Origin of the sequence: Pantoea sp. ANP04 (assembly GCF_041982285.1) — a bacterium.
GTDB lineage: Bacteria > Pseudomonadota > Gammaproteobacteria > Enterobacterales > Enterobacteriaceae > Pantoea > Pantoea eucalypti.
Genome location: NZ_JAUTYS010000008.1, coordinates 187,414 through 209,875 on the forward strand (window position 1 = coordinate 187,414; position 22,462 = coordinate 209,875).

Sequence of the window (22,462 nt, forward strand, 5' to 3'; positions counted from 1 at the left end):
CGATCCTCTCCTCTTTCAAAAGCTTCGCAACCTTACAACAGCATGACAGAGTGGGCATTCGGAATTTTCCCTAAAGAACACTCCCGCGTCTCGTTAATCTCAAGGTCGTCTACACTAGTATTACGTTTTTAAATCAAAGGGAGCTAAAAAATGTTTAATCGCACTGTAAAAAACGATGACATTGATATCAATCAGGACGTTAACGAACTGGCCGATTCACTGGAAGCGCTGTTGAAATCTTACGGCAGTGACGCCAAAGACGAAGTGGACTCAGCCCGCAGTCAGGCAGAGAAGCTGCTGAAACAGACACGCTCTAAACTGAACGGCGGCAGCAACCGTGTTTCACAGGTTGCGCGTGATGCTTCCGCTCAGGTTGATACCTATGTCCATGACAAGCCATGGCACGGTGTAGGTATCGGTGCCGCATTCGGTATCGTCGTGGGCGTACTGCTGGCTTCACGCCGCTAAGCTAAGCGCTGAGAAATCCCCTGAGCCCTGCCCTGTGCGGGGCTTTTTTTTGCCTTTTTTGCGGCCAGCGACATTTACAAAAGATTTTTCCAGGCTGCAGGGCGCATCCCTGCTGGCTTTTCCTCTGTTGCGCAAATACAAATCATAAAACCCTATATCTGGTGGGCTTGACCACCAAAACCACTACATCTAGTATTTAGCTCATCAGCACGACACCTGCTGTTCGTCACAATGAAGCCCGCAACCTGTCGCGTCAGCTTTGTTTTCGGGCATCAGAACCGCATATAGAGGGAAATACGAATCATGCGCATTATTATTTACACTAAAGATAACTGTGTCCAGTGCACGGCGACCAAAAATGCGATGGACCGTCAGGGTCTCGCCTATCAGTTAATCAATCTCGACAGCCAGCCGGAAGCGATCGACAACCTGAAATCACTGGGTTACCGCCAGGTGCCGGTGGTGATGGCAGATAACGATCACTGGAGCGGCTTCCGCCCGGACAAGATCGCCACTCTGCGATCGCTTTCTGCCGTCGGGGGCTAAGCGCATGTTCCCGCTGGTCTATTTTTCCAGCCAGTCGGAAAACACCCACCGGTTTGTCACGCGCCTCGGCCTGCCCGCCTGGCGCATCCCGCTTGATGCCCGTGATCAGTTGCATATCGACCAGCCCTATATTCTGGTGGTACCCAGCTATGGCGGTGGCAGCAGTCGCGGTGCAGTGCCCGGTCAGGTGATTCAGTTTCTTAATGATGAGACGAACCGCCGTGGTATTCGTGGCGTGATCGCAGCAGGCAACCGTAACTTCGGTGCCGGTTACTGCCTGGCGGGCAGCATCATTGCAAAAAAATGTCAGGTTCCTTGTCTTTATCGCTTCGAGCTAATGGGAACGCCTGACGATATTGCGAAAGTTAAAGCGGGAGTAACCCAATTTTGGCAACAACAGATACCCTCAACGGCGTGACGCTCGATTATCACGCCCTCAATGCCATGCTGAACCTCTACGATGCTGACGGCCGTATCCAGTTCGACAAGGATCGCGAAGCGACACGTCAGTTTTATCTGCAGCATGTGCAACCCAATACCGTCCCCTTCTCCAGCAACGCCGAGCGTTTACGCTATCTGGTGGCGGAGAGCTATTACGAAGCGGATGTGCTGAATCAGTACGATTTTGATTTCCTGCTTGAGCTGCATGAGGTGGCGGAGACGTGGGGATTTGAGTTCAAAACTTTTCTGGGCGCCTGGAAGTACTACACCAGCTATACCCTGAAGACCTTTGACGGCAAACGCTATCTGGAAACCTTCGAACAGCGCGCCTGCATGGTGGCACTGACACTGGCTCAGGGCGATGAAACGCTGGCGCGAGCGCTGCTGGAGGAGATCCTCAGCGGCCGTTTCCAGCCCGCTACGCCGACCTTTCTGAACTGCGGCAAACAGCAGCGCGGTGAGCTGGTCTCCTGCTTCCTGCTACGCATCGAAGACAATATGGAGTCGATTGGCCGCGCAGTGAATTCGGCATTGCAGCTGTCAAAGCGCGGCGGCGGCGTCGCCTTTTTACTGTCGAACCTGCGTGAGTCTGGTGCGCCGATTAAACGTATTGAAAATCAATCGTCGGGCGTTATCCCCGTAATGAAAATGCTGGAAGATGCCTTCTCCTATGCGAATCAGCTTGGTGCGCGTCAGGGCGCCGGCGCAGTCTGGCTTAATGCGCATCATCCCGATATTTTCCGCTTTCTGGATACCAAACGCGAAAATGCCGACGAGAAGATCCGCATCAAAACGCTGTCGCTGGGCGTGGTTATTCCTGATATCACTTTTCAGCTGGCAAAAGAGAACAGACCCATGGCGCTGTTCTCGCCCTATGATGTTGAGCGGATTTACGGTCAGGCCTTTGGCGATATCAGTATCAGCGAGAAGTATGACGAGATGCTGGCGGATGATCGCATCCGTAAAACGTATATTCAGCCACGCGACTTCTTCCAGACGCTGGCCGAGATTCAGTTTGAGTCGGGCTATCCCTATATCATGTATGAGGACAGCGTGAACCGCAGCAACCCGATTGCCGGTCGCATCAATATGAGTAATCTCTGCTCTGAGATTCTGCAGGTGAACAGCGCCAGCGAGTACCATGATGACCTGAGCTATCGCCGCATCGGCAAAGATATCTCCTGTAATCTTGGCTCCCTGAATATTGCGCATGCCATGGATTCGCGCGATCTGGCGCGCACCGTGGATGTGGCGGTTCGCGCCCTGACCTCGGTGTCGATGATGAGCGAGATTGGCTCGGTGCCGTCGGTCGCCGAAGGCAATCGCCGTTCGCACGCCATCGGGCTGGGTCAGATGAACCTGCACGGCTATCTGGCGCGGGAAGGCATCGCCTACGGCTCACCGGAAGCGCTGGATTTCACCAATCTCTACTTCTATTGCATTACCTACTATGCGCTACGCACCTCTAATCAACTGGCGCAGGAGCATCAGAAGACGTTCGACGGCTTTGCGGATTCGCAATACGCCAGCGGCGTTTACTTCGATAAATATCTGCAGCGGGAATGGCTGCCGCGCACTGAACGGGTAACGACGCTGTTTGCCGATGCCGGACTGACACTGCCGACCCAGGCGGACTGGCAGGCGCTGCGTGATGCAGTGATGCAGCACGGGCTGTTTAATCAGAACCTGCAGGCGATCCCGCCGACCGGTTCGATCTCCTACATCAATCATGCCACCTCCAGCATCCATCCGATTGTCTCCCCTATTGAGATCCGCAAAGAGGGTAAAACCGGTCGCGTCTACTATCCCGCGCCGTTTATGACCAATGAGAATCTCCACCTCTATCAGGATGCGTATCAGATTGGGCCGGAAGCGATTATTGATACTTACGCAGAAGCGACTCAGCATGTCGATCAGGGCCTGTCACTGACGTTGTTTTTCCGCGATGACGTCACGACCCGCGACATCAACAAAGCGCAGATTTATGCGTGGAAAAAAGGGATCAAAACGCTTTATTACATTCGACTGCGTCAGATGGCGCTTCAGGGCACGGAGGTTCAGGGCTGCGTCTCATGCTCCCTGTAATGAAAACGATGAAACTTAAACAAATTCAGGCCATTAACTGGAATCGCATTCAGGATGAGAAAGATCTTGAGGTGTGGAACCGTCTCACCAGCAACTTCTGGCTGCCAGAAAAGGTGCCGCTCTCTAACGATCTGCCCGCCTGGCAGACGCTGGATAAACAGCAGCAGCAACTGACCATCCGGGTCTTCACCGGCCTGACGCTGCTGGATACCATCCAGAACGTGATCGGCGCGCCGGGACTGATGGACGATGCTATTACGCCACACGAAGAGGCGGTGCTGTCGAACATCAGCTTTATGGAAGCCGTCCATGCGCGCTCTTACAGTTCTATCTTCTCAACTCTGTGTAATACGCAGGATGTGGATGCCGCCTATCAGTGGAGCGAAGAGAATGTGCCGTTGCAGAACAAGGCGCGCATCATCCTTGAAAACTACCAGGCGGATGATCCGCTGAAGAAGAAGATCGCCAGCGTTTTTCTGGAGTCGTTCCTGTTCTATTCCGGCTTCTGGCTGCCGATGTACTGGTCGAGCCGGGGCAAGCTGACCAACACTGCCGATCTGATTCGCCTGATTATTCGCGATGAAGCGGTGCACGGTTACTACATCGGCTACAAATATCAGCAGGCGCTGGCCACGGCTGACGATCTGCGTCGCGAAGAGCTGCAGCAGTTCGCCTATGATCTGCTGCTGGCGCTGTATGAGAATGAAGTGGCTTACACCGAGGCGCTCTATGCCGATGTCGGCTGGGTGGAAGAGGTGAAAACCTTCCTGCACTACAACGCCAACAAAGCGCTGATGAATCTGGGCTACGAGGCGCTGTTCCCGGCGGAGCTGACGGCGGTAAATCCGGCCATTCTGTCGGCGCTGTCACCCAATGCTGACGAGAACCACGACTTCTTCTCCGGTTCAGGCTCCTCCTATGTGATGGGTAAAGCGGTCGAAACCGAAGATGAAGACTGGAATTTCTGAGGGTTACCGGGTGCTGTTTTATCAGCATCCGGTTTTCACTGGCAATGGCATAGCAGCCGCGCCACCGCGACTCATCATAAGAAAAAAATATTACTGCAATACCGCCTGACTATTTCATTGTTTATTGATATTCATCCGCCCCGTATTTTCTTTTTTTCGGCCAATTATTTCACTGAACATGGTCGTTTCAGGCGTGATTATTTTCCTGCATCGGTCCCCATTATTTCCGTAATATTTCACGTTGGTGACGTCTGTTTTTCTCCCTTTCACGCAGCAAATCGACCTAAATGCCAATAAATCCCTGATTATTTCACAAAAAATTAATCCGCGCTTATCCCTTGTGAGCACTGAAGATAATCTACATCTGAATGCCCCGTGCCCGGCAAACATCCCAACTCAGGGTTGTCAGATAACGTCAGTGTGCTACGGTATGGCCTGCTTAAATTTCAGCGGGAACGACAGGTTAATATCAGATATTTCAACCAGGATTTAATGACTGCATGGCTATTAAGCTCGAAGTAAAAAATCTCTATAAAATATTTGGCGACAATCCGGATCGCGCGTTTAAATATATTGAAAAGGGTGCGACCAAAGATGTCATTCTGGAGAAGACCGGTCTCTCTCTTGGCGTAAAGAACGCCAGTCTGGCTATTGAAGAAGGCGAGATATTCGTCATCATGGGGTTATCTGGTTCAGGAAAATCGACCATGGTTCGCCTTCTCAATCGTCTGATAGAGCCGACGCGCGGCCAGGTGATTATTGATGGTGTCGATATTGCCAAAATATCGGCCAGCGAACTGCGTGACGTGCGCAGAAATAAAATCAGCATGGTATTCCAGTCATTTGCTTTGATGCCGCACATGAATGTATTAAATAACACGGCATTTGGCATGGAATTAGCGGGCGTCGCACTGGCTGAACGACAGGAAAAAGCCCTGGAAGCGTTACGTCAGGTCGGGCTGGAGAATTATGCGCACGCTTACCCGGATGAACTTTCCGGGGGAATGCGACAGCGCGTCGGATTAGCCCGCGCGCTGGCAATCAATCCCGACATCTTATTAATGGATGAGGCCTTCTCCGCACTGGATCCGTTGATTCGTACTGAGATGCAGGATGAGCTGGTTAATTTACAAGCCAGGCATCAGCGCACCATCGTCTTTATTTCCCACGATCTGGATGAAGCGATGCGTATTGGCGATCGCATTGCCATTATGCAGGGCGGCGAAGTGATACAGGTTGGTACGCCGGATGAGATCCTGAATAACCCAGCCAACGACTATGTCCGCACCTTTTTCCGTGGCGTCGATATCAGTCACGTATTCAGCGCCAAAGATATAGCCCGTCGTAGCGCGGGAGCATTGATCCGCAAAGCGCCTGGTTTCGGTCCGCGCTCCGCCATGAAACTGCTGCAGGATGAAGACCGCGATTACGGCTACGTGCTGGAAAAGCAGAAATTTATCGGCGTGGTTTCCACCGATTCTCTGAAAGCGGCGCTGGCAGCAGGCGAAGGTATCGACAGCGCCCTGCTCGACACCCCGGCGGCGGTTCCCGCCGATACCTCATTGAGCGATTTGCTCTCTCACGTCGCGCAGGCACCCTGTGCGGTGCCCGTGGTCGGCGAAGAAAATCACTATGTCGGTCTCATTTCCAAAAGCACGCTGTTGCGCGCGTTAGATCGTGAAGGAGCCCAGCCATGAGTCAGGACACCACCAATCCGTGGGATAGCGGCACCGCTGCCAGCACTCAGGCTGCGCCCACCAGCAGCGGCGGTGCCGATGCCTGGGGCACGCCCGATGGTAGCGCGACAACCCATGCAGCCAGTAGCAGTGACTGGCTCAACAGCGCCCCTGCACCCGCACCGGAACATTTCAGTATCATGGATCCGTTCCACAAAACCTGGATCCCGCTTGATCACTGGGTGACCACCGGTATCGACTGGGTGGTCAACCATTTCCGCCCGCTGTTTCAGGGTATCCGGGTGCCGGTTGACTATATCCTCAGCGCCTTTCAGCAGCTGTTGCTGGGAATGCCAGCGCCAGTGGCAATTCTGGTGTTTGCGCTGATTGCCTGGCAGATCGCAACCCCCGCCATGGGCATTGCCACGCTGGTATCGCTGATCGCCATAGGGGCCATTGGCGCCTGGTCGCAGGCGATGGTGACGCTGGCGCTGGTGCTTACCGCGCTGATGTTCTGCATTCTCATCGGCCTGCCGCTGGGGATCTGGCTGGCCCGTAGCGAACGGGCAGCGCGTATTGTACGACCTCTGCTGGATGCAATGCAGACCACACCCGCCTTTGTCTACCTGGTGCCGATTGTGATGCTGTTTGGTATCGGCAACGTGCCGGGCGTGGTGGTAACGATTATCTTCGCCCTGCCACCGATTGTGCGTCTGACTATTCTCGGCATTAAGCAGGTACCCGCCGATCTGATCGAAGCGAGCGAATCCTTTGGTGCCAGTCCGAGACAGCTGCTATTCAAAGTGCAGTTGCCGCTGGCGATGCCCACCATTATGGCGGGCGTCAATCAGACCCTGATGCTGGCGCTGTCAATGGTGGTGATCGCCTCGATGATCGCCGTCGGCGGACTCGGTCAGATGGTCCTGCGCGGTATTGGCCGTCTTGATATGGGGCTGGCTACGGTGGGTGGCGTGGGAATTGTGATTCTTGCCATTATCCTTGATCGCCTGACCCAATCGTTTGGTCGCGATAGCCGCAGCCGCGGTAATCGTCACTGGTATCACACCGGTCCGCTGGGCCTGATCTTCTCTCCTTCGCGTAAAAAATAATCTGTCGGGCGGTGCCTGCGCGCCGCCCATCCTGACGCGACATCTTAAATAAGGAATGACTATGCGCAACAGAGCCTCTCTGCTCGCCGCCGTGGTAACCACGCTGGCCGTTTCACACGTCTCCGCTGCCGATCTGCCGGGCAAAGGTATTACGGTGCAACCTATACAGAGTACTATCGCTGAAGAGACTTTTCAGACCCTGATTGTCAGCCGCGCGCTGGAAAAACTCGGCTATCAGGTCAGCAAGCCGAGTGAAGTGGATTACAACGTTGGCTACACCTCTATCGCCGCTGGCGACGCGACCTTTACCGCGGTGAACTGGCAGCCGCTGCATGACGACATGTATAAAGCTGCCGGTGGCGATCAGAAGCTGTATCGACAGGGAACCTACGTTACCGGTGCCGCCCAGGGTTATCTGATTGATAAGAAGACCGCCGAGAAATATCACATCACCAATATCGAACAGCTGAAAGATCCTAAGATCGCCAGACTGTTTGACGCCAACGGCGATGGCAAGGCGGATATGACCGGCTGTACGCCAGGCTGGGGCTGTGAAGCGGTAATTAATCATCAGAACAGCGCCTTTGGTCTCAGTGATACCGTGACCGCTAATATGGGTAACTATTCGGCGATGGTGGCGGATACGCTGGCACGCTACAAACAGGGTAAGCCGATCCTTTATTATACCTGGACGCCCTACTGGCTGAGCGATGTGCTGAAGCCGGGCCGCGATGTAGTCTGGCTGCAGGTGCCGTTCTCGTCGCTGCCTGGCGAACAGAAGGATGTGGATACTAAACTGCCAAACGGCGCGAACTACGGTTTCCCGGTTAATACCATGCACATCGTCGCCAACAAAGCCTGGGCGGCGAAAAATCCGGCGGCGGCCCATCTGTTTGCGGTCATGAAGCTGCCTATTACCGATATCAATGCTGAAAACTCAGCGATGCATGCCGGACAAAACTCAGAAGAGGCGATTAACCGTCATGTTGATGGCTGGATTAAAGCGCATCAGGCTGAGTTCGATAAATGGATCAGCGAGGCTCAGGCCGCCGCGCAATAACATGAAAACATGTCCACCCCAGGGTGGTTGGTAAAAGTGCTGGCTCAGGGAGCATACGCCTTAAGTCGGACAGTGATTAAGGGCGGAAACATTTCTGCCCTTTTTTATGCCTGCTATCCCGACTGGTATGGCCTGTTAATAAACATGCGTGTGAAATAGTTTTTTGAGTTATTATTAACCTTAAATGATTATTAGCGACCGATGCTGTTTATGAATGCGACTCGCCAGGGTCTGACGCCTGCTTTAGTGGTTCTGATGTCGGTGGCAACCGGCCTCTGTGTAGCCAGTAACTACTACGTTCAGCCACTGCTTAATACCATCGCTCAACAGTTTGATCTCTCTGTTAGCCTCGCCGGGTTTATTGTCACCACGGCGCAACTCGGCTATGCCTGCGGATTGCTGTTGCTGGTGCCGTTAGGCGATCGCTTTGAACGACGCAGCCTGATTGTAACGATGATCCTGCTGGCTGCGGCGGGCATGGTCATCATCGCCCTTTCGCACTCATTTCTCTTTTTACTGCTGGGCACAGTCATGACTGGCCTGTTTTCGGTCGCTGCGCAAATCCTGGTGCCGCTGGCTGCCACACTGGCCGAGCCGGAGCGGCGCGGCAAAATCGTTGGTACCGTCATGAGCGGTTTGCTGCTGGGGATTCTGCTGGCGCGCACCGTGGCAGGCGGCCTCGCACAGCTTGGCGGCTGGCGTACGGTCTACTGGACTGCCAGTTTGCTGATGGTCGTGATGGCGCTGGCGCTGTGGCGAGCGCTGCCACGTGTTAAGCAGTCCGTGCCAATGAGCTATCCACAACTGCTGGCCTCTATCTTTCGCCTGTATGCAGGTAATCGCGTGATCCGCACCCGCGCGTGGACCGGCTGTCTCGCGTTTGCCAATTTCAGCCTGCTGTGGACCTCAATGGCGTTTCTGCTTTCTGGCGCGCCTTATCACTTCTCAGAAGGTGAGATCGGCCTGCTGGGGCTGGTCGGTGCCGCAGGGGCGCTGGCCGCTCGTCAGGCGGGCTCACTGGCTGACAGGGGTAAAGCGAAGCTGACGACCCGACTCGGCCTGCTGCTCATGTTGCTCTCCTGGGCCGCTATTGCATGGGGCGCAGCGCAGCTGGTGCCGCTTATTATTGGCATTCTGCTGCTGGATCTGGCGGTGCAGGCTGTCCATATCACCAATCAAAGCGTGATCTATGCGCAGATGCCGGAGGCGCGTAACCGTCTCAATGCAGGTTACATGACCAGCTACTTTATAGGTGGTGCGGCGGGTTCGCTGCTCTCCGCCACCGCTTATCATCTTTGGGGCTGGCATGGCGTCTGTGGCGCTGGCGCACTGCTTACGCTGACTAATCTGCTGATCTGGGCAAAGGGATCGCGCTTTGAGCCGGAAATAATCAACTGAATCCTGGCCCGACAGTGCAAGGGTCTGGTCACAAATGGTTAGGTTTGTTATGGTTAGTAACAAAGCTATTCACTTCGGTTATTTTTCCTCGCGATATTATTAAATTTGCCCTCTTTTGAAAACGTCCCGGCTCAGCGCTGCCGCCGGGTGTACGGGTTTTTGACCCAGGGCCAGGGAGTGGCCTGGAATACCTTTGATGGTACAGAGTGCGGGTCTGAGAGCGATCACCTGCCAAAAAGTGACTACGCTTACCCTGTCACCATAGTTATTATACAAGTTGCAATTAGTGAGGTTTTTTTTAATGGAAAGTTCGTTTACTCCCATTGAGCAGATGCTAAACATCCGTGCCAATCGCCATAAGGATTTTCCGTTACAGGAAATTATTCTGACGCGTCTCTGTATGCATATGCAGGGTAAACTGCTGGACAACCGTAATAAGATGCTGAAAGCACAGGGGATTAATGAAACCCTGTTCATGGCGTTGATTACGCTGGATGCGCAGGAAAACCACAGCATTCAGCCTTCTGAACTCAGTTCAGCCCTTGGCTCTTCACGCACCAATGCGACGCGCATTGCCGATGAGCTGGAAAAGCGCGGCTGGATTGAGCGTCGCGAAAGCGATCACGACCGTCGCTGCCTGCACCTGCATCTGACCGATAAAGGCATGGAGTTCCTGCGTCAGTTGCTGCCCCCTCAGCATCAGAGCCTGCAGTATCTCTGGTCGTCGCTGTCAGTCGATGAGAAATCCCAGCTGGAAGGTATTACCCGTAAGCTGCTTAATCGTCTTGATAAAATGGATGAAGATCAGCTGATCGCCTCGCTGTCCCGCTAATAGCAATAAGTGCGACACAATCACCCGTCGAAATCGTTATTTTAACTTCCTTTTTTATCTGGCCAGCGCCTAGTCGCTGGCTTTTTCGACTCGGGCGCTGGCAGAAATGGATTTCTGCTGCCCGTCTAAATGGAAAACGTGGAGAAAGTCATGAGTGCAACGGCAGAAGCACAAAGTCCGCAACCGTCAGCCAGTAAAAAGAAGAAGCGCAAAAGTGTGCTCATTGTGCTGGCGCTGATCTTTGTGCTGATTGGTATTGCCTGGGGGGTTTACTGGTTCCTGGTCCTGCGCCATTTTCAGGAAACCGATGATGCCTACGTTGCAGGTAATCAGGTGCAGGTGATGGCACAGGTTTCCGGTAGCGTGAACAAAGTCTGGTTTGAAGATACCGATTTCGTCAAAAAGGGCGATGTGCTGGTTTCACTCGATAAGACGGATGCTGAACAGGCGTTTGAAAAAGCGCAGACGGCACTGGCCACCAGCGTGCGTCAGACGCATCAGCTGATGATCAATGGCATACAGTACCAGGCCAGCATTACTTTGCAGCAAACTGCGCTGGCGCAGGCACAGGCCGACCTGAAACGTCGTGAGCCATTGGGTGCAGCTAACCTGATTGGCCGTGAAGAGTTGCAGCACGCCCGGGACGCTGTCGCGACGGCTAAAGCGCAGCTGGATGTCGCGATTCAGCAATATAATGCTAATCAGGCGATGATCCTTAATACCTCGCTGGAGAATCAGCCAGCTGTGCAACAGAGCGCAGCTGAGTTGCGTGATGCCTGGCTGGCACTGCAGCGCACTGAGATCCGCAGCCCGATGGATGGTTTTGTCTCACGTCGCAGCGTGCAGGTCGGTTCACAAATCTCCACCAGCACCCCGCTGCTGGCTGTCGTGCCTGCAACGAATCTGTGGGTCGATGCCAACTTCAAAGAGACCCAGCTGGCTGGCGTACGCATTGGTCAGCCTGCCACCGTGGTTGCCGACATCTACGGTGACGACGTCGTTTATCATGGCAAAGTCGCAGGACTGGATATGGGCACCGGCAGCGCCTTCTCTCTGCTGCCTGCACAGAATGCTACCGGTAACTGGATCAAAGTGGTTCAGCGCCTGCCGGTTCGTATCGAACTGAATCAGGAAGATATCGCCAGACATCCACTGCGCATCGGCCTCTCCACGCTGGTTAAAATCGATACCACCAGTAACGAAGGCAGTGTGCTGGCTACCAGCGTCCGCCAGCAGGCCGCTTACAGCAGCAATGCCCTGGCGATTGACCTTGCGCCGGTCAATCAGCTGATCACCGATATTGTCCGCGCCAACGCCGGATGATGACGCGGAGGCTGTAATGGCACAAAAACCGCTTGAAGGGATGCCGCTGGTCCTGATGACCGTAGCGCTGTCGCTGGCGACGTTCATGCAGGTGCTGGACTCGACCATCGCCAACGTGGCCATCCCTACGATTGCCGGGAACCTGGGCGCGTCGAACTCTCAGGGTACATGGGTAATCACCTCGTTTGGTGTCGCGAATGCGATCTCGATCCCGCTGACCGGCTGGCTGGCAAAGCGCATTGGTGAAGTGAAGTTGTTCACCTGGTCGACCATTCTGTTTGCCATCGCCTCCTGGGCGTGTGGTATGTCAGATAGCCTGGAGATGCTGATCTTTTTCCGTGTCATTCAGGGGATTGTTGCGGGTCCATTGATCCCGCTGTCGCAAAGTCTGCTGCTCAACAACTATCCGCCCGCTAAGCGCAGTCTGGCACTGTCGCTGTGGGCGATGACGGTGATCGTCGCGCCGATCTGTGGCCCGATACTGGGCGGCTGGATCAGCGATAACTATCACTGGGGCTGGATCTTTTTTATCAACGTGCCGATTGGTGTGGCCGTGGTCATACTGACGCTGCAAACGCTGCGTGGCCGGGAAACTAAAACCGAAATCCGGCGGATCGACATGGTCGGGCTGGTGCTGCTGGTCGTGGGGATCGGCTGTTTACAGGTCATGCTGGATCGCGGGAAGGAGCTCGACTGGTTTAACTCGGCCGAGATTATCGTGTTAGGGGTCGTGGCATTGATTGCGCTCACAGTCCTGCTGGTCTGGGAGCTGACGGACGATCACCCGATCATCGACCTCTCCCTGTTTAAGTCGCGCAATTTTACCATTGGCTGTCTGTCGATCAGTCTGGCGTACATGCTCTACTTCGGCTCGATAGTCCTGTTACCGCAGCTGCTGCAGGAGGTTTACGGTTATACCGCAACCTGGGCAGGCCTGGCGTCGGCACCGGTAGGCATCATACCGGTGATCCTGTCGCCGATTATTGGTCGCTTTGCGCATAAGCTCGATATGCGACGGCTGGTCACATTCAGCTTCATTATGTATGCCATCTGCTTCTACTGGCGCGCGTATACGTTTGAACCGGGGATGGACTTTGGCGCCTCAGCCTGGCCGCAGTTTATCCAGGGCTTTGCCGTAGCCTGCTTCTTTATGCCACTGACGACTATTACGCTGTCGGGACTGCCGCCGGAGCGCATGGCCGCAGCATCCAGCCTGTCGAACTTTATGCGTACGTTTGCTGGCTCGGTAGGCACGTCGATTACAACCACGATGTGGACGAATCGCGAGTCGATGCATCATAGCTATATGACCGAGTCGATTACCCCGTACAACGTTAATTCGCAGCAGATGTATAGCCAGCTGGAGAGCCTGGGAATGACGCAGCAGCAGGCGTCTGCGTATATCGCGCAGCAGATTACCAATCAGGGACTGATCATTTCAGCGAATGAAATTTTCTGGGCATCGGCGGGGGTATTCCTGATCCTGCTGGTGCTGATCTGGTTTGCCCGTCCGCCGTTTGGTGCAGGCGGTGGCGGCGGTGGCGCACACTGACGTGACAAAGCAAAACGGGCCTTTCGGCCCGTTTTTTTATGCGTTCTGACGCCACCATTCTGCGAGCAGTACGCCGGTTGCGACCGAAACGTTGAGACTTTCTACGTTGCCGGTGCCGCCAATCGACAGGCTCATGTCACCCTGTTTGAACGCGGTGTCAGAAAGACCTTCACGTTCCTGACCTAACACCAGCACCATTTTCTCCGGCAGCTTAGCCTGCGCCAGCGGCGTGCCCTGATGGCTGGAGGTGGTCACGATGGTGTAACCCGCTTTACGGAACGCTTCCAGACCTTCGCTGAAAGTTGCGCCGCTGATGGCCTGAACATGCTCGGCACCGCCTTCTGCGGTGCGCACTGCTGCACCCGACTCCAGCAGTGAGGCATCGTTTACCAGCAAACCTTTTACGCCAAAGTGCGCGCAGCTGCGCATAATCGCGCCCAGGTTATGCGGGTTACTGACATCTTCCAGTGCCAGTACGCAATCTTTGGTTGTTGCCTGGCTCAGCCATTCCGAAACCGCCATACCCATACGCTTTTTGATCAGGAAGCAGACGCCACCGTGATGCTCAGTGCCTGATGCTTTGGTGATCTCTGCATCTTCTACCACGTGATAGGCTTTGCGGTTCGCCGCCAGCCAGCGCAGCGATTCACGGAAACGCGGAGTCACTTCCTGAATGAACCAGGCGCGAACAATCGCTTCCGGACGACTCTGGAACAGTGCCTGACAGGCGTTCTCACCATAAACGCGGGTTTCTTCGTTACGCTGACGACGGATCTGCTCAGGATCAACAAAGCTCTTGCCGCTGATGCCGCCATGATCGGGCTTATCACTCTCAGGCGATGCAGCACGGTCTGCTGATGGCGCGCGTGATACGGTGCGCCATGGGGAGTCGCTGCTGCCATAGGCGCCACGGCTATCATCGCCACGATCGTTGCGGCGACCTGCACCCTCGTCTGAACGGCGTGGCGCACCACGTCCGCCTTCGTCACGGCGCGGTGAACTGCTGCGACCAGTGTCGTCGCTGCGACGCCCCGCGGAGCGACCACCTTCCTGACTGCGTTCTGTACGGGGGCCAGATGAACGACGATTATCATCCTGGCGGGCAGCAGCGTGACCACCTTTGCCTGTACGAGGATTCGGCGCACGCGCACTTTTATCGTCCTCGCCACGCACGTACATCACCTTAACCTTGCCGCTCTTGCCTTTAAATTCGTCGTTCATATCTTCCTCCTGCATTGAGAGCGCGCAGATTACCTGATGTGCTGGCGCTTAGCTATCAACTATTGAACCTATAGAGCAATCCAGATTGAGCAGGAATCCGCCCTCTTTCATAATGGACAACAATTACCAGACTGACACTTTTAAACCTCAGAGGTTCCTATGAATACGGTATGCGCTTCCTGCCAGGCAACCAATCGCGTTCCTGAAGAACGCCTTGCCGATGCGGCGAAATGCGGCCGCTGTGGAAATGCGTTGTTTGATGGCGAGGTGGTCAATGCCACCAGCGCTAACTTTGACAAATATCTGCAGGACGATCTGCCGGTGGTGATCGATTTCTGGGCGCCCTGGTGCGGTCCCTGCGTCAATTTTGCGCCCGTGTTTAAAGATGTCGCCAGCGAGCGCAGCGGGAAAGTCCGCTTTATTAAAGTAAACACCGAAGCGGAACCGGCCCTGAGCGCCCGTTTCAACATTCGCAGTATTCCTACCATCATGCTGTTCAAGAACGGCGAGCGGGTGGACATGCTGAATGGTGCCATGCCTAAGGCACCTTTCAACGAATGGCTGGATGAATCACTGTAATATTCAGAGGCCAGCCAGTCTGGCCTTTTCCTTTTCACCTGCGCTTCGATTACACTGACGTTTTTTCCTGCCCTGAAACCTCATGTCTGATAATGCTGTTTTGCGCTTGCGCACCCAACGCCTGGCGCGTGCCACCCGTCCTTTCCTTGCGCGTGGAAATCGTGTCATTCGCTGCCAGGGTTGTCTGCTGCCAGAAGCCAACTGTCTTTGCAGTCAGATCGTGCCTGCGTCTGCCCGTAGCCGCTTCTGCCTGGTGATGTTTGATACCGAGCCGATGAAACCGAGCAACACCGGGCGTCTGATTGCCGATATTCTGCCGGATACCCAGGCGTTTGGCTGGTCACGCACCGAGCCGGATCCGCTGCTGCTGGCGGCCGTGCGCAATCCTGATTATCAGCCGCTTGTCGTCTTTCCGGCCGCCTATGCGGATCCCGGTCGCGAGGTGCTGACAACGCCACCCACCAGCGGCAAGCCGCCGCTGTTTATCATGCTGGATGGCACCTGGACCGAAGCTCGCAAGATGTTCCGCAAAAGCCCCTGGCTCGACGCCCTGCCGGTGATGTCGCTGAATGTGAGTACCCCTTCGCGCTATACACTGCGGGAGGCGCACGGCGAAGGTCAGCACTGTACCGCTGAAGTGGCCGCGGCGCTGCTGGCGCAGGCGGGCGATCGGCTGGCGGCAGAAGCACTATCTCACCATTTTGATCAGTTCCGTGCGGCCTACCTGGCAGGGAAACCGCATCACGCGGGACAGGCTTAACCGCATCCCTCTTCTTCCGGCAGGCGAGCGCCTGGGCTGACCGATCCGAAGATCCGGATCTTCAGCCTGCGATCTGCCCGGAAGCACTGCCAGCAAAAAGCGTTTACAATCACGCAAATCCCGATCTCTGGAGGGCGAGATGAGCCAACGCGGACTGGAAGCGCTGTTACGACCTAAATCAATTGCGGTGATTGGTGCCTCGGTCACGCCCGGGCGTGCCGGATACTTTATGATGCGTAACCTGCTGGCGGGCGGTTTTAGCGGGCCGGTTTTGCCGGTGACGCCAAAATATAAAGCAGTCAGCGGCGTGCTGGCCTGGCCCACCATCGACAGCCTACCTTTCGCGCCCGACCTGGCGGTGATCTGTACCCACTCGAAACGTAACCTCGAGTTGCTGCAACAGCTCGGCGAAAAAGGCTGCAAGGCCTGCATTATCCTCTCCGCGCCCGCCAGCCAGTCGGCCGAGCTCAAAGCCTGCGCAGGTAAATGGCAGATACGTCTGCTGGGACCAAACAGTCTGGGCTTGCTGGCGCCCTGGCAGGGATTGAATGCCAGCTTCTCGCCGGTGCCAATTGAGAAAGGCCGCATCGCGTTTATCTCTCAGTCCGCCGCCGTCTCTAATACCATTCTCGACTGGGCGCAGCAGCGTAATCTCGGTTTCTCCTGGTTTATTGCGCTGGGTGACAGTCTGGATACCGATGTCGATGACCTGCTCGACTTCCTGGCTCGTGACGGCAAGACCAGCGCCATCCTGCTCTATCTTGAGCACCTCAGCGATGCGCGTCGTTTTGTTTCCGCTTCCCGCAGTGCCTCGCGGAATAAACCGATATTGATCATCAAGAGTGGTCGCAGCCGCGAAGCCCAGGCGCTGCTTGGCACCCACAGCGGCCTTGACGCCGCCTGGGATGCGGCCATTCAGCGCGCCGGGTTGCTGCGGGTCCAGGATACCCATGAGCTGTTCTCCGCCGTTGAGTCGCTAAGCCATATGCGCCCGCTGCGAGGCGACAGACTGATGATCATCAGCAATGGAGCCGCACCTGCCGCGCTGGCGCTGGATGAACTCTATGCCCGTAACGGAAAACTGGCGCAGCTCAGCGATGAGACATGTCAGCAACTGGAGGCGCTGCTACCCGCGGGTGCAGGTCGCGGTAATCCGCTGGATTTAAAAGATGACGCCACAGCGGAACGTTATGCCGCCTGTGTGGAGATTCTGCTCAACAGTCATGAACTTGATGCATTAATGATTATTCATGCGCCAAGCGCGGTCGCGCCCGCAACTGAAACGGCCGCACATCTGATCGACACCATTGCCCGTCACCCGCGCGGTAAGCTGGTGACGCTGCTGACCAACTGGAGCGGCGAGTTCTCTTCACAGGCTGCACGTCGTGCCTTCACGCAGGCAGGCATCCCGACCTGGCGCACGCCGGAAGGCACCGTCACCGCCTTTATGCATCAGGTTGAGTATCGCCGTAACCAGAAGCAGCTGCGTGAAACCCCTGCCCTGCCCACAACACTGAAGCAGGATAGCGCTCAGGCTCACCAGTTGCTGTCACAGGCGCTGTCGCGCGGCGTTACCGCGCTGGATACTCACGAAGTGCAGCCAGTATTGCAGGCATACGGGCTGGCGACACTGCCGACCTGGATCGCCAGCGACAGCACATCGGCTGTGGCGATTGCCGATCAGATTGGCTATCCGGTGGCGCTGAAACTGCGTTCACCCGATATCGCCCATAAGTCGGAGGTTCAGGGTGTAATGCTCTATCTGCGCAATGCCAGCGAAGTAGAGCATGCCGCTGAGGCCATTTTTGATCGGGTCAGACAGACGCTGCCGCAGGCGCGTATTGAAGGGCTGCTGGTTCAGAGCATGGCCAGCCGTGCGGGCGCGCAGGAGTTGCGGGTCGTGGTCGAACAGGATGCCCTGTTTGGTCCAATCATTATGCTGGGCGAAGGCGGCGTTGAATGGCAGGCCGATAAACAGGCTGCGGTTGCCTTGCCTCCGCTGAATATGACACTGGCACGCTATCTGGTGATTCAGGCAATCAAGAGCGGAAAAATCCGCAGCCGTAGCGCCCTGAATCCGCTGGATATCCCCGGTTTGAGCCAGTTGCTGGTGCAGGTCTCTAACCTGGTGGTGGATTGCCCGGAGATCCAGCGACTGGATATTCATCCGCTACTGGCAGCGGGTAATGATTTTACCCTGCTGGATGTCACCCTGACGCTGGCTCCGTTCGATGGCGATAACGAAGCGCGGCTGGCAATTCGTCCTTATCCTCAGCATCTTGAGGAGCAGGTAGAATTGAAGAATGGGCAATTCTGCCTGTTCCGGCCGATCCTGCCAGAAGATGAACCTTTGCTGCGCGACTTCATCAGCCAGGTGACCAAAGAAGACCTTTACTACCGCTACTTCAGTGAAATCAATGAATTCACCCATGATGACCTCGCCAATATGACCCAGATCGATTATGACCGTGAGATGGCGATCGTAGCGGTGCGTCAGCATCAGGGACGACCTGAGATCATCGGCGTAACCCGCGCTATTTCTGATGCGGATAACATTGATGCGGAGTTTTCGGTGCTGGTCCGTTCTGACCTGAAAGGGTTAGGCATGGGCCGCCGTCTGCTGGAAAAGATGATCCGCTACACCCGACATCACGGCTTGCAACAATTGAACGGTATCACCATGCCCCATAATCGCGGCATGATTACGCTGGCCCGTAAACTTAACTTTCATGTTGATATTCAACTGGATGACGGTATTGTCAGCCTGAAATTGTCCTTACAGAATGAGATCAACCCACCTTGTAGAGAAAGGTAAAAAACGTTCGAATTGACGGAGTTGATGTTATTATTTGTGGTTATAACCCTGATTTGATGGCAAAAGGCCATGCAATGAACAGAGAAGAAGTGCACTGTGATGTTGTCTAAATTCAAACGTAACAAACACCAACAACACCTCGCACAGCTGCCTAAACTGTCACAATCCGTTGCGGATGTGTCGACACTTTATTCGCCTGCTGAGTTTCGCCAGACGTTGCTGGAGAAAATAGCGACCGCACAGACACGCATCTGTATTGTTGCGCTTTATCTGGAAAATGATGACGCCGGACGTGCCGTTATGGATGCGCTCTATAGTGCGAAGCAGGCGCGGCCAACGCTGGATATCTCCATTCTGGTCGACTGGCACCGCGCGCAACGTGGCCGAATTGGCGCAGCACGAGGCGTAACCAATGCTGACTGGTATTGCGAAATGGCCACACGCTATCCGGATATTGCCATCCCGGTTTATGGCATTCCGGTTAATACGCGTGAAGCGCTGGGTGTGCTTCATCTAAAAGGCTTCATTATTGATGATATGCTGCTCTATAGCGGTGCCAGCATCAATGATGTCTACCTGCATCAGCATGATAAGTATCGGTATGATCGCTATCAGGTTATCCAGAATCCCCAACTGACCGATACCATGTATGAGTGGATCACACTGAATCTTAAACCTGCAGAAGCCGTCAACCGGCTCGATTTTGCAGAACGCCCCTCAAGTCCTGAAATCAAAAATGAGACACGCCAGTTCCGTCAGGATCTCCGGGGTTTCAATTACCAGTTTGAAGGCAATGCCGGCAATGATGAACTGACGGTCACGCCACTGGTCGGTCTGGGCAAGCATAGCCTGCTCAATAAAACCATTTTCCATCTGATGCCCTGTGCGGAACAGAAGCTGATCATCTGTACCCCTTACTTCAACATGCCAGCCCTGCTGGTGCGTAATATCATTCATCTGCTGCGCCAGGGGAAAAAAGTCGAGATCATCGTCGGTGATAAAACCGCCAATGATTTCTACATTGCGCCTGATGAGCCATTCAAAATTATCGGCGCGCTGCCTTACCTGTATGAAATCAATCTGCGTCGCTTCATGAGCCGTCTGCACTACTATGTTACGACCGATCAACTGGTCGTGAGACTCTGGAAGGATGGTGAAAACAGTTATCACCTTAAAGGGATGTGGGTTGATGACGAATGGCAGCTGATTACCGGTAATAACCTCAACCCGCGTGCATGGCGGCTTGATCTGGAAAATGCGGTGCTGATTCACGATCCTCATCAGGAGTTAGCGGCTCAGCGTGAGAAAGAGCTTACGTTAATCCGTCAGAACACGACGATAGTGACGCATTTCCGTGAGCTTGAAAGTATTGCCGATTACCCGGCTAAAGTGCGGAAACTGATTCGCCGTCTGCGCCGGATACGTATCGATCGCCTGATCAGCCGTATTCTTTAATCGCTGCGGCCATAGAGGCATTCATTACGCGAAGTATCCTGTTGCTGTGCTGTTGTGCAGTGGATGCGTCGATATGGCGGAAGATCAGCGAGCATGACGGGATAAAGCGGAACATGTTTTCGCTTCTGCCGCGCTGGCTGCTGCAGGCAATGAATATGGGCAGTGCCAGCCTCTTTCTGGCCGTCAAAACCAGACTATCGGCATCCTGTTTTCATTAAGTATTGGGGCGGGAAAAGAGTGATATGACAGCCGCCCGAATGGCAGCGGCTGGCGCTGGAAAGCGTTCGTGTGGGATGCCGCGGATGCAACCCGCGGCATTGCCCTGTGAAATCTGAGTCAGTCGCCTTGTTAAAGCGTAATCCCTTTGCCGCGTCTGTGCAGCAACAGCGACACCAGAAATGCTACAGCACCCATGGCTGAAACATACCAGAAGAAGGTGGTCTCAATCCCCTGCTGCTTCATCAGCAACGCCACATACTCCGCCGACCCACCGAACAGCGCATTCGCGACTGCGTATGATAGCCCGACCCCCAGAGCACGCACCTGCGGCGGAAACATTTCGGCTTTAAGAATGCCGCTGATGGCGGTGTAGAAGCTGGTAATCAACAAGGCCAGCATGATTAACAGGAAAGCTACGCCAGGGCTCTGCACGTTTTGCAGCAGGGTCAGAATGGGTACTGTACAGATTGCCGCCCCCGCACCAAAGATCATCATCGAAGTGCGACGACCGATTTTATCTGACAGCGCACCGATTATTGGCTGAATCAGCATGAAGACCAGCAGTGCCCCGGTCATCAGCCCGCTGGCCGTTTTTGGATCCATGCCTGATGTGTTAACCAGATACTTTTGCATGTAGGTGGTGAAGGTGTAAAAACTCAGGGAGCCGCCGGCGGTGAAACCCAGCACCATCAGGAAGGGACGGGTATGATTGCGCAGTAACCCGATGACGCTACCCGCATCACGATGTTCGCGGCTGGCTTTATCTGACGTTTCTTCCAGAGAGCGTCGTAGCCATAATGCGACAACGGCGAGCAGTGCGCCGAGGAAGAACGGAATGCGCCAGCCCCAGCTGCGCAGCTCTGCATCAGTGAGCACAAATTGCAGGACCACCACGGTCAGCACCGCCGCTAACTGACCGCCAATCAGCGTGACGTACTGGAAAGAGGCATAGAATCCCTTGCGTCCTTCCAGGGCGACTTCACTCATGTAGGTTGCGCTGGTCCCATACTCCCCACCCACCGATAATCCCTGAAACATACGCGCCAGCAGCAGAATGACGGGAGCGGCTACGCCAATCGTTGCATAACCGGGCAGGCAGGCGATCACCAGCGAACCAAAACACATCATGCAGACCGAAACCAGCATCGAATTTTTTCGGCCGTGCTTGTCGCCAATATAGCCAAATAACCAGCCGCCAATCGGACGCATTAAAAATCCTGCTGCAAAAACGCCCGCTGTCTGCAATAACTGCGTTGTGGTGTCACCCTTTGGGAAGAAGATGTGCGCAAAGTAGAGCGAGAAGAATGAATAGACATAGAAGTCGAACCATTCAACCAGGTTGCCCGATGACGCGCCGACGATTGCCCAGATACGCTTCTTTGTATCATCCGGCTGAGTTTTATTATTGGTGGGTGTCATGCCTTACCTCTGTTCCTTGCTGATCAACAGCGTTTAAAGGAGTGAGTAAAGCATTTAAGTCTACCGAAGGTAAAGGCGGGGTAATCCGAGATTATATTTGTGAGCCATGTCGCTAATTATCGAAAAATCAGCGAGTTGCTGGCAATTATGAGGGAAAGCCGGCCGGTGATAGCGCTGCAGGAAGCGGGAAAATCATTAACAATTTTGCTAAATACAGCGTAATTCAGACGTAAAAAAGCCCCGCACTCTCGTGCGGGGCTTCTTCACTTATATAATGCCTGGCAGTTCCCTACTCTCGCATGGGGAGACCCCACACTACCATCGGCGCTACGGCGTTTCACTTCTGAGTTCGGCATGGGGTCAGGTGGGACCACCGCGCTAAAGCCGCCAGGCAGATTCTGTTCTCCGCGCCGCCCGTGAAGGCCGCGCAGATTATTATCCGGTACAGGCTGAAAATCATGTCTCTCAAAAACGCCTCTGGCGTTGTAAGGTTAAGCCTCACGGGTCATTAGTACCGGTTAGCTCAACGCATCGCT

The 22,462-nt window shown here is 54.7% G+C and carries 18 protein-coding genes and 1 rRNA gene; 16 read left to right on the forward strand and 3 right to left on the reverse strand.

Going from position 1 to position 22,462, the window contains the following annotated elements; all coding sequences use genetic code 11:
• Positions 1–150 precede the first annotated feature (150 nt).
• From Q7C21_RS12970 to emrB, 12 genes are all read left to right on the forward strand, one after another.
• Positions 151–468: a DUF883 family protein gene (locus tag Q7C21_RS12970; RefSeq protein ID WP_003850361.1), complete on the forward strand. Its 318-nt coding sequence runs from the start codon at positions 151–153 to the stop codon at positions 466–468.
• Between the two features lie 303 nt (positions 469–771).
• Entirely contained in the window at positions 772–1,014 is a 243-nt protein-coding gene (gene nrdH, locus Q7C21_RS12975; RefSeq protein WP_003850362.1) for a glutaredoxin-like protein NrdH, read from the forward strand.
• 4 nt (positions 1,015–1,018) lie between these two features.
• Positions 1,019–1,432, forward strand: coding sequence for a class Ib ribonucleoside-diphosphate reductase assembly flavoprotein NrdI (gene nrdI, locus Q7C21_RS12980; protein WP_375150771.1), 414 nt, complete (start codon positions 1,019–1,021; stop codon positions 1,430–1,432).
• Positions 1,402–3,540, forward strand: coding sequence for a class 1b ribonucleoside-diphosphate reductase subunit alpha (gene nrdE / locus Q7C21_RS12985; protein ID WP_312041418.1), 2,139 nt, complete (start codon positions 1,402–1,404; stop codon positions 3,538–3,540). The genes nrdI and nrdE overlap by 31 nt, the downstream gene beginning before the upstream one ends.
• A gap of 8 nt (positions 3,541–3,548) precedes the next feature.
• On the forward strand, positions 3,549–4,508 hold the full coding sequence (nrdF, locus tag Q7C21_RS12990) for a class 1b ribonucleoside-diphosphate reductase subunit beta (protein WP_375150772.1): 960 nt from the start codon (positions 3,549–3,551) through the stop codon (positions 4,506–4,508).
• A 500-nt stretch (positions 4,509–5,008) separates the two neighbouring features.
• Positions 5,009–6,205 carry a glycine betaine/L-proline ABC transporter ATP-binding protein ProV gene (gene proV / locus Q7C21_RS12995; RefSeq protein ID WP_003850372.1) on the forward strand — a complete coding sequence of 399 codons (1,197 nt, stop codon included), beginning with the start codon at positions 5,009–5,011 and terminating at the stop codon, positions 6,203–6,205.
• Entirely contained in the window at positions 6,202–7,293 is a 1,092-nt protein-coding gene (gene proW, locus Q7C21_RS13000) for a glycine betaine/L-proline ABC transporter permease ProW (RefSeq protein WP_003850374.1), read from the forward strand. The genes proV and proW overlap by 4 nt, the downstream gene beginning before the upstream one ends.
• Before the next feature lie 61 nt (positions 7,294–7,354).
• Positions 7,355–8,353, forward strand: a complete 999-nt coding sequence (gene proX / locus Q7C21_RS13005) for a glycine betaine/L-proline ABC transporter substrate-binding protein ProX (RefSeq protein ID WP_105098871.1) — start codon at positions 7,355–7,357, stop codon at positions 8,351–8,353.
• 210 nt (positions 8,354–8,563) lie between these two features.
• Positions 8,564–9,751 (forward strand): MFS transporter, encoded by a 1,188-nt coding sequence (locus tag Q7C21_RS13010; RefSeq protein ID WP_039660448.1) that lies wholly within the window; start codon positions 8,564–8,566, stop codon positions 9,749–9,751.
• A 301-nt stretch (positions 9,752–10,052) separates the two neighbouring features.
• Positions 10,053–10,583 carry a transcriptional repressor MprA gene (gene mprA / locus Q7C21_RS13015; RefSeq protein ID WP_003850381.1) on the forward strand — a complete coding sequence of 177 codons (531 nt, stop codon included), beginning with the start codon at positions 10,053–10,055 and terminating at the stop codon, positions 10,581–10,583.
• A 150-nt stretch (positions 10,584–10,733) separates the two neighbouring features.
• Complete coding sequence (gene emrA / locus Q7C21_RS13020; protein ID WP_375150773.1) at positions 10,734–11,906, forward strand: multidrug efflux MFS transporter periplasmic adaptor subunit EmrA; 1,173 nt, start codon at positions 10,734–10,736, stop codon at positions 11,904–11,906.
• A 16-nt stretch (positions 11,907–11,922) separates the two neighbouring features.
• Positions 11,923–13,458 carry a multidrug efflux MFS transporter permease subunit EmrB gene (gene emrB / locus Q7C21_RS13025; RefSeq protein ID WP_140033119.1) on the forward strand — a complete coding sequence of 512 codons (1,536 nt, stop codon included), beginning with the start codon at positions 11,923–11,925 and terminating at the stop codon, positions 13,456–13,458.
• A 36-nt stretch (positions 13,459–13,494) separates the two neighbouring features.
• On the opposite strand, the gene Q7C21_RS13030 is transcribed toward emrB, so the two are convergent.
• Complete coding sequence (locus tag Q7C21_RS13030) at positions 13,495–14,679, reverse strand: tRNA/rRNA methyltransferase (protein ID WP_003850386.1); 1,185 nt, start codon at positions 14,677–14,679, stop codon at positions 13,495–13,497.
• A gap of 159 nt (positions 14,680–14,838) precedes the next feature.
• Between Q7C21_RS13030 and trxC the strand changes: the two genes are divergently transcribed.
• From trxC to pssA, 4 genes are all read left to right on the forward strand, one after another.
• Positions 14,839–15,258 carry a thioredoxin TrxC gene (trxC, locus tag Q7C21_RS13035; protein WP_008926766.1) on the forward strand — a complete coding sequence of 140 codons (420 nt, stop codon included), beginning with the start codon at positions 14,839–14,841 and terminating at the stop codon, positions 15,256–15,258.
• A gap of 82 nt (positions 15,259–15,340) precedes the next feature.
• Complete coding sequence (locus Q7C21_RS13040; RefSeq protein WP_375150774.1) at positions 15,341–16,018, forward strand: tRNA-uridine aminocarboxypropyltransferase; 678 nt, start codon at positions 15,341–15,343, stop codon at positions 16,016–16,018.
• Positions 16,019–16,157: 139 nt separating this feature from the next.
• Positions 16,158–18,833 (forward strand): bifunctional acetate--CoA ligase family protein/GNAT family N-acetyltransferase, encoded by a 2,676-nt coding sequence (locus Q7C21_RS13045; RefSeq protein WP_154926918.1) that lies wholly within the window; start codon positions 16,158–16,160, stop codon positions 18,831–18,833.
• Positions 18,834–18,932: 99 nt separating this feature from the next.
• Complete coding sequence (gene pssA / locus Q7C21_RS13050) at positions 18,933–20,288, forward strand: CDP-diacylglycerol--serine O-phosphatidyltransferase (protein ID WP_375150777.1); 1,356 nt, start codon at positions 18,933–18,935, stop codon at positions 20,286–20,288.
• 348 nt (positions 20,289–20,636) lie between these two features.
• Here pssA and Q7C21_RS13055 read toward each other — a convergent pair whose 3' ends face one another.
• A complete protein-coding gene (locus Q7C21_RS13055) occupies positions 20,637–21,926 on the reverse strand; it encodes an MFS family transporter (RefSeq protein ID WP_003850398.1) in 1,290 nt (429 codons plus the stop codon).
• 276 nt (positions 21,927–22,202) lie between these two features.
• Positions 22,203–22,318: ribosomal RNA gene (gene rrf / locus Q7C21_RS13060) — 5S ribosomal RNA — on the reverse strand.
• Positions 22,319–22,462: the final 144 nt, after the last annotated feature.

Bases quoted from the DNA above. Each gene is read 5' to 3' on its own strand.
- Q7C21_RS13030 (WP_003850386.1), bottom strand. From the start codon at position 14,679: ATGAACGACGAATTTAAAGGCAAGAGCGGCAAGGTTAAGGTGATGTAC.
- trxC (WP_008926766.1), top strand. From the start codon at position 14,839: ATGAATACGGTATGCGCTTCCTGCCAGGCAACCAATCGCGTTCCTGAA.
- emrB (WP_140033119.1), top strand. From the start codon at position 11,923: ATGGCACAAAAACCGCTTGAAGGGATGCCGCTGGTCCTGATGACCGTA.
- Q7C21_RS13040 (WP_375150774.1), top strand. From the start codon at position 15,341: ATGTCTGATAATGCTGTTTTGCGCTTGCGCACCCAACGCCTGGCGCGT.
- proW (WP_003850374.1), top strand. From the start codon at position 6,202: ATGAGTCAGGACACCACCAATCCGTGGGATAGCGGCACCGCTGCCAGC.
- nrdI (WP_375150771.1), top strand. From the start codon at position 1,019: ATGTTCCCGCTGGTCTATTTTTCCAGCCAGTCGGAAAACACCCACCGG.
- Q7C21_RS13045 (WP_154926918.1), top strand. From the start codon at position 16,158: ATGAGCCAACGCGGACTGGAAGCGCTGTTACGACCTAAATCAATTGCG.
- mprA (WP_003850381.1), top strand. From the start codon at position 10,053: ATGGAAAGTTCGTTTACTCCCATTGAGCAGATGCTAAACATCCGTGCC.
- Q7C21_RS13055 (WP_003850398.1), bottom strand. From the start codon at position 21,926: ATGACACCCACCAATAATAAAACTCAGCCGGATGATACAAAGAAGCGT.
- proV (WP_003850372.1), top strand. From the start codon at position 5,009: ATGGCTATTAAGCTCGAAGTAAAAAATCTCTATAAAATATTTGGCGAC.
- nrdF (WP_375150772.1), top strand. From the start codon at position 3,549: ATGAAACTTAAACAAATTCAGGCCATTAACTGGAATCGCATTCAGGAT.
- Q7C21_RS12970 (WP_003850361.1), top strand. From the start codon at position 151: ATGTTTAATCGCACTGTAAAAAACGATGACATTGATATCAATCAGGAC.
- proX (WP_105098871.1), top strand. From the start codon at position 7,355: ATGCGCAACAGAGCCTCTCTGCTCGCCGCCGTGGTAACCACGCTGGCC.
- pssA (WP_375150777.1), top strand. From the start codon at position 18,933: ATGTTGTCTAAATTCAAACGTAACAAACACCAACAACACCTCGCACAG.
- emrA (WP_375150773.1), top strand. From the start codon at position 10,734: ATGAGTGCAACGGCAGAAGCACAAAGTCCGCAACCGTCAGCCAGTAAA.
- nrdH (WP_003850362.1), top strand. From the start codon at position 772: ATGCGCATTATTATTTACACTAAAGATAACTGTGTCCAGTGCACGGCG.
- Q7C21_RS13010 (WP_039660448.1), top strand. From the start codon at position 8,564: ATGAATGCGACTCGCCAGGGTCTGACGCCTGCTTTAGTGGTTCTGATG.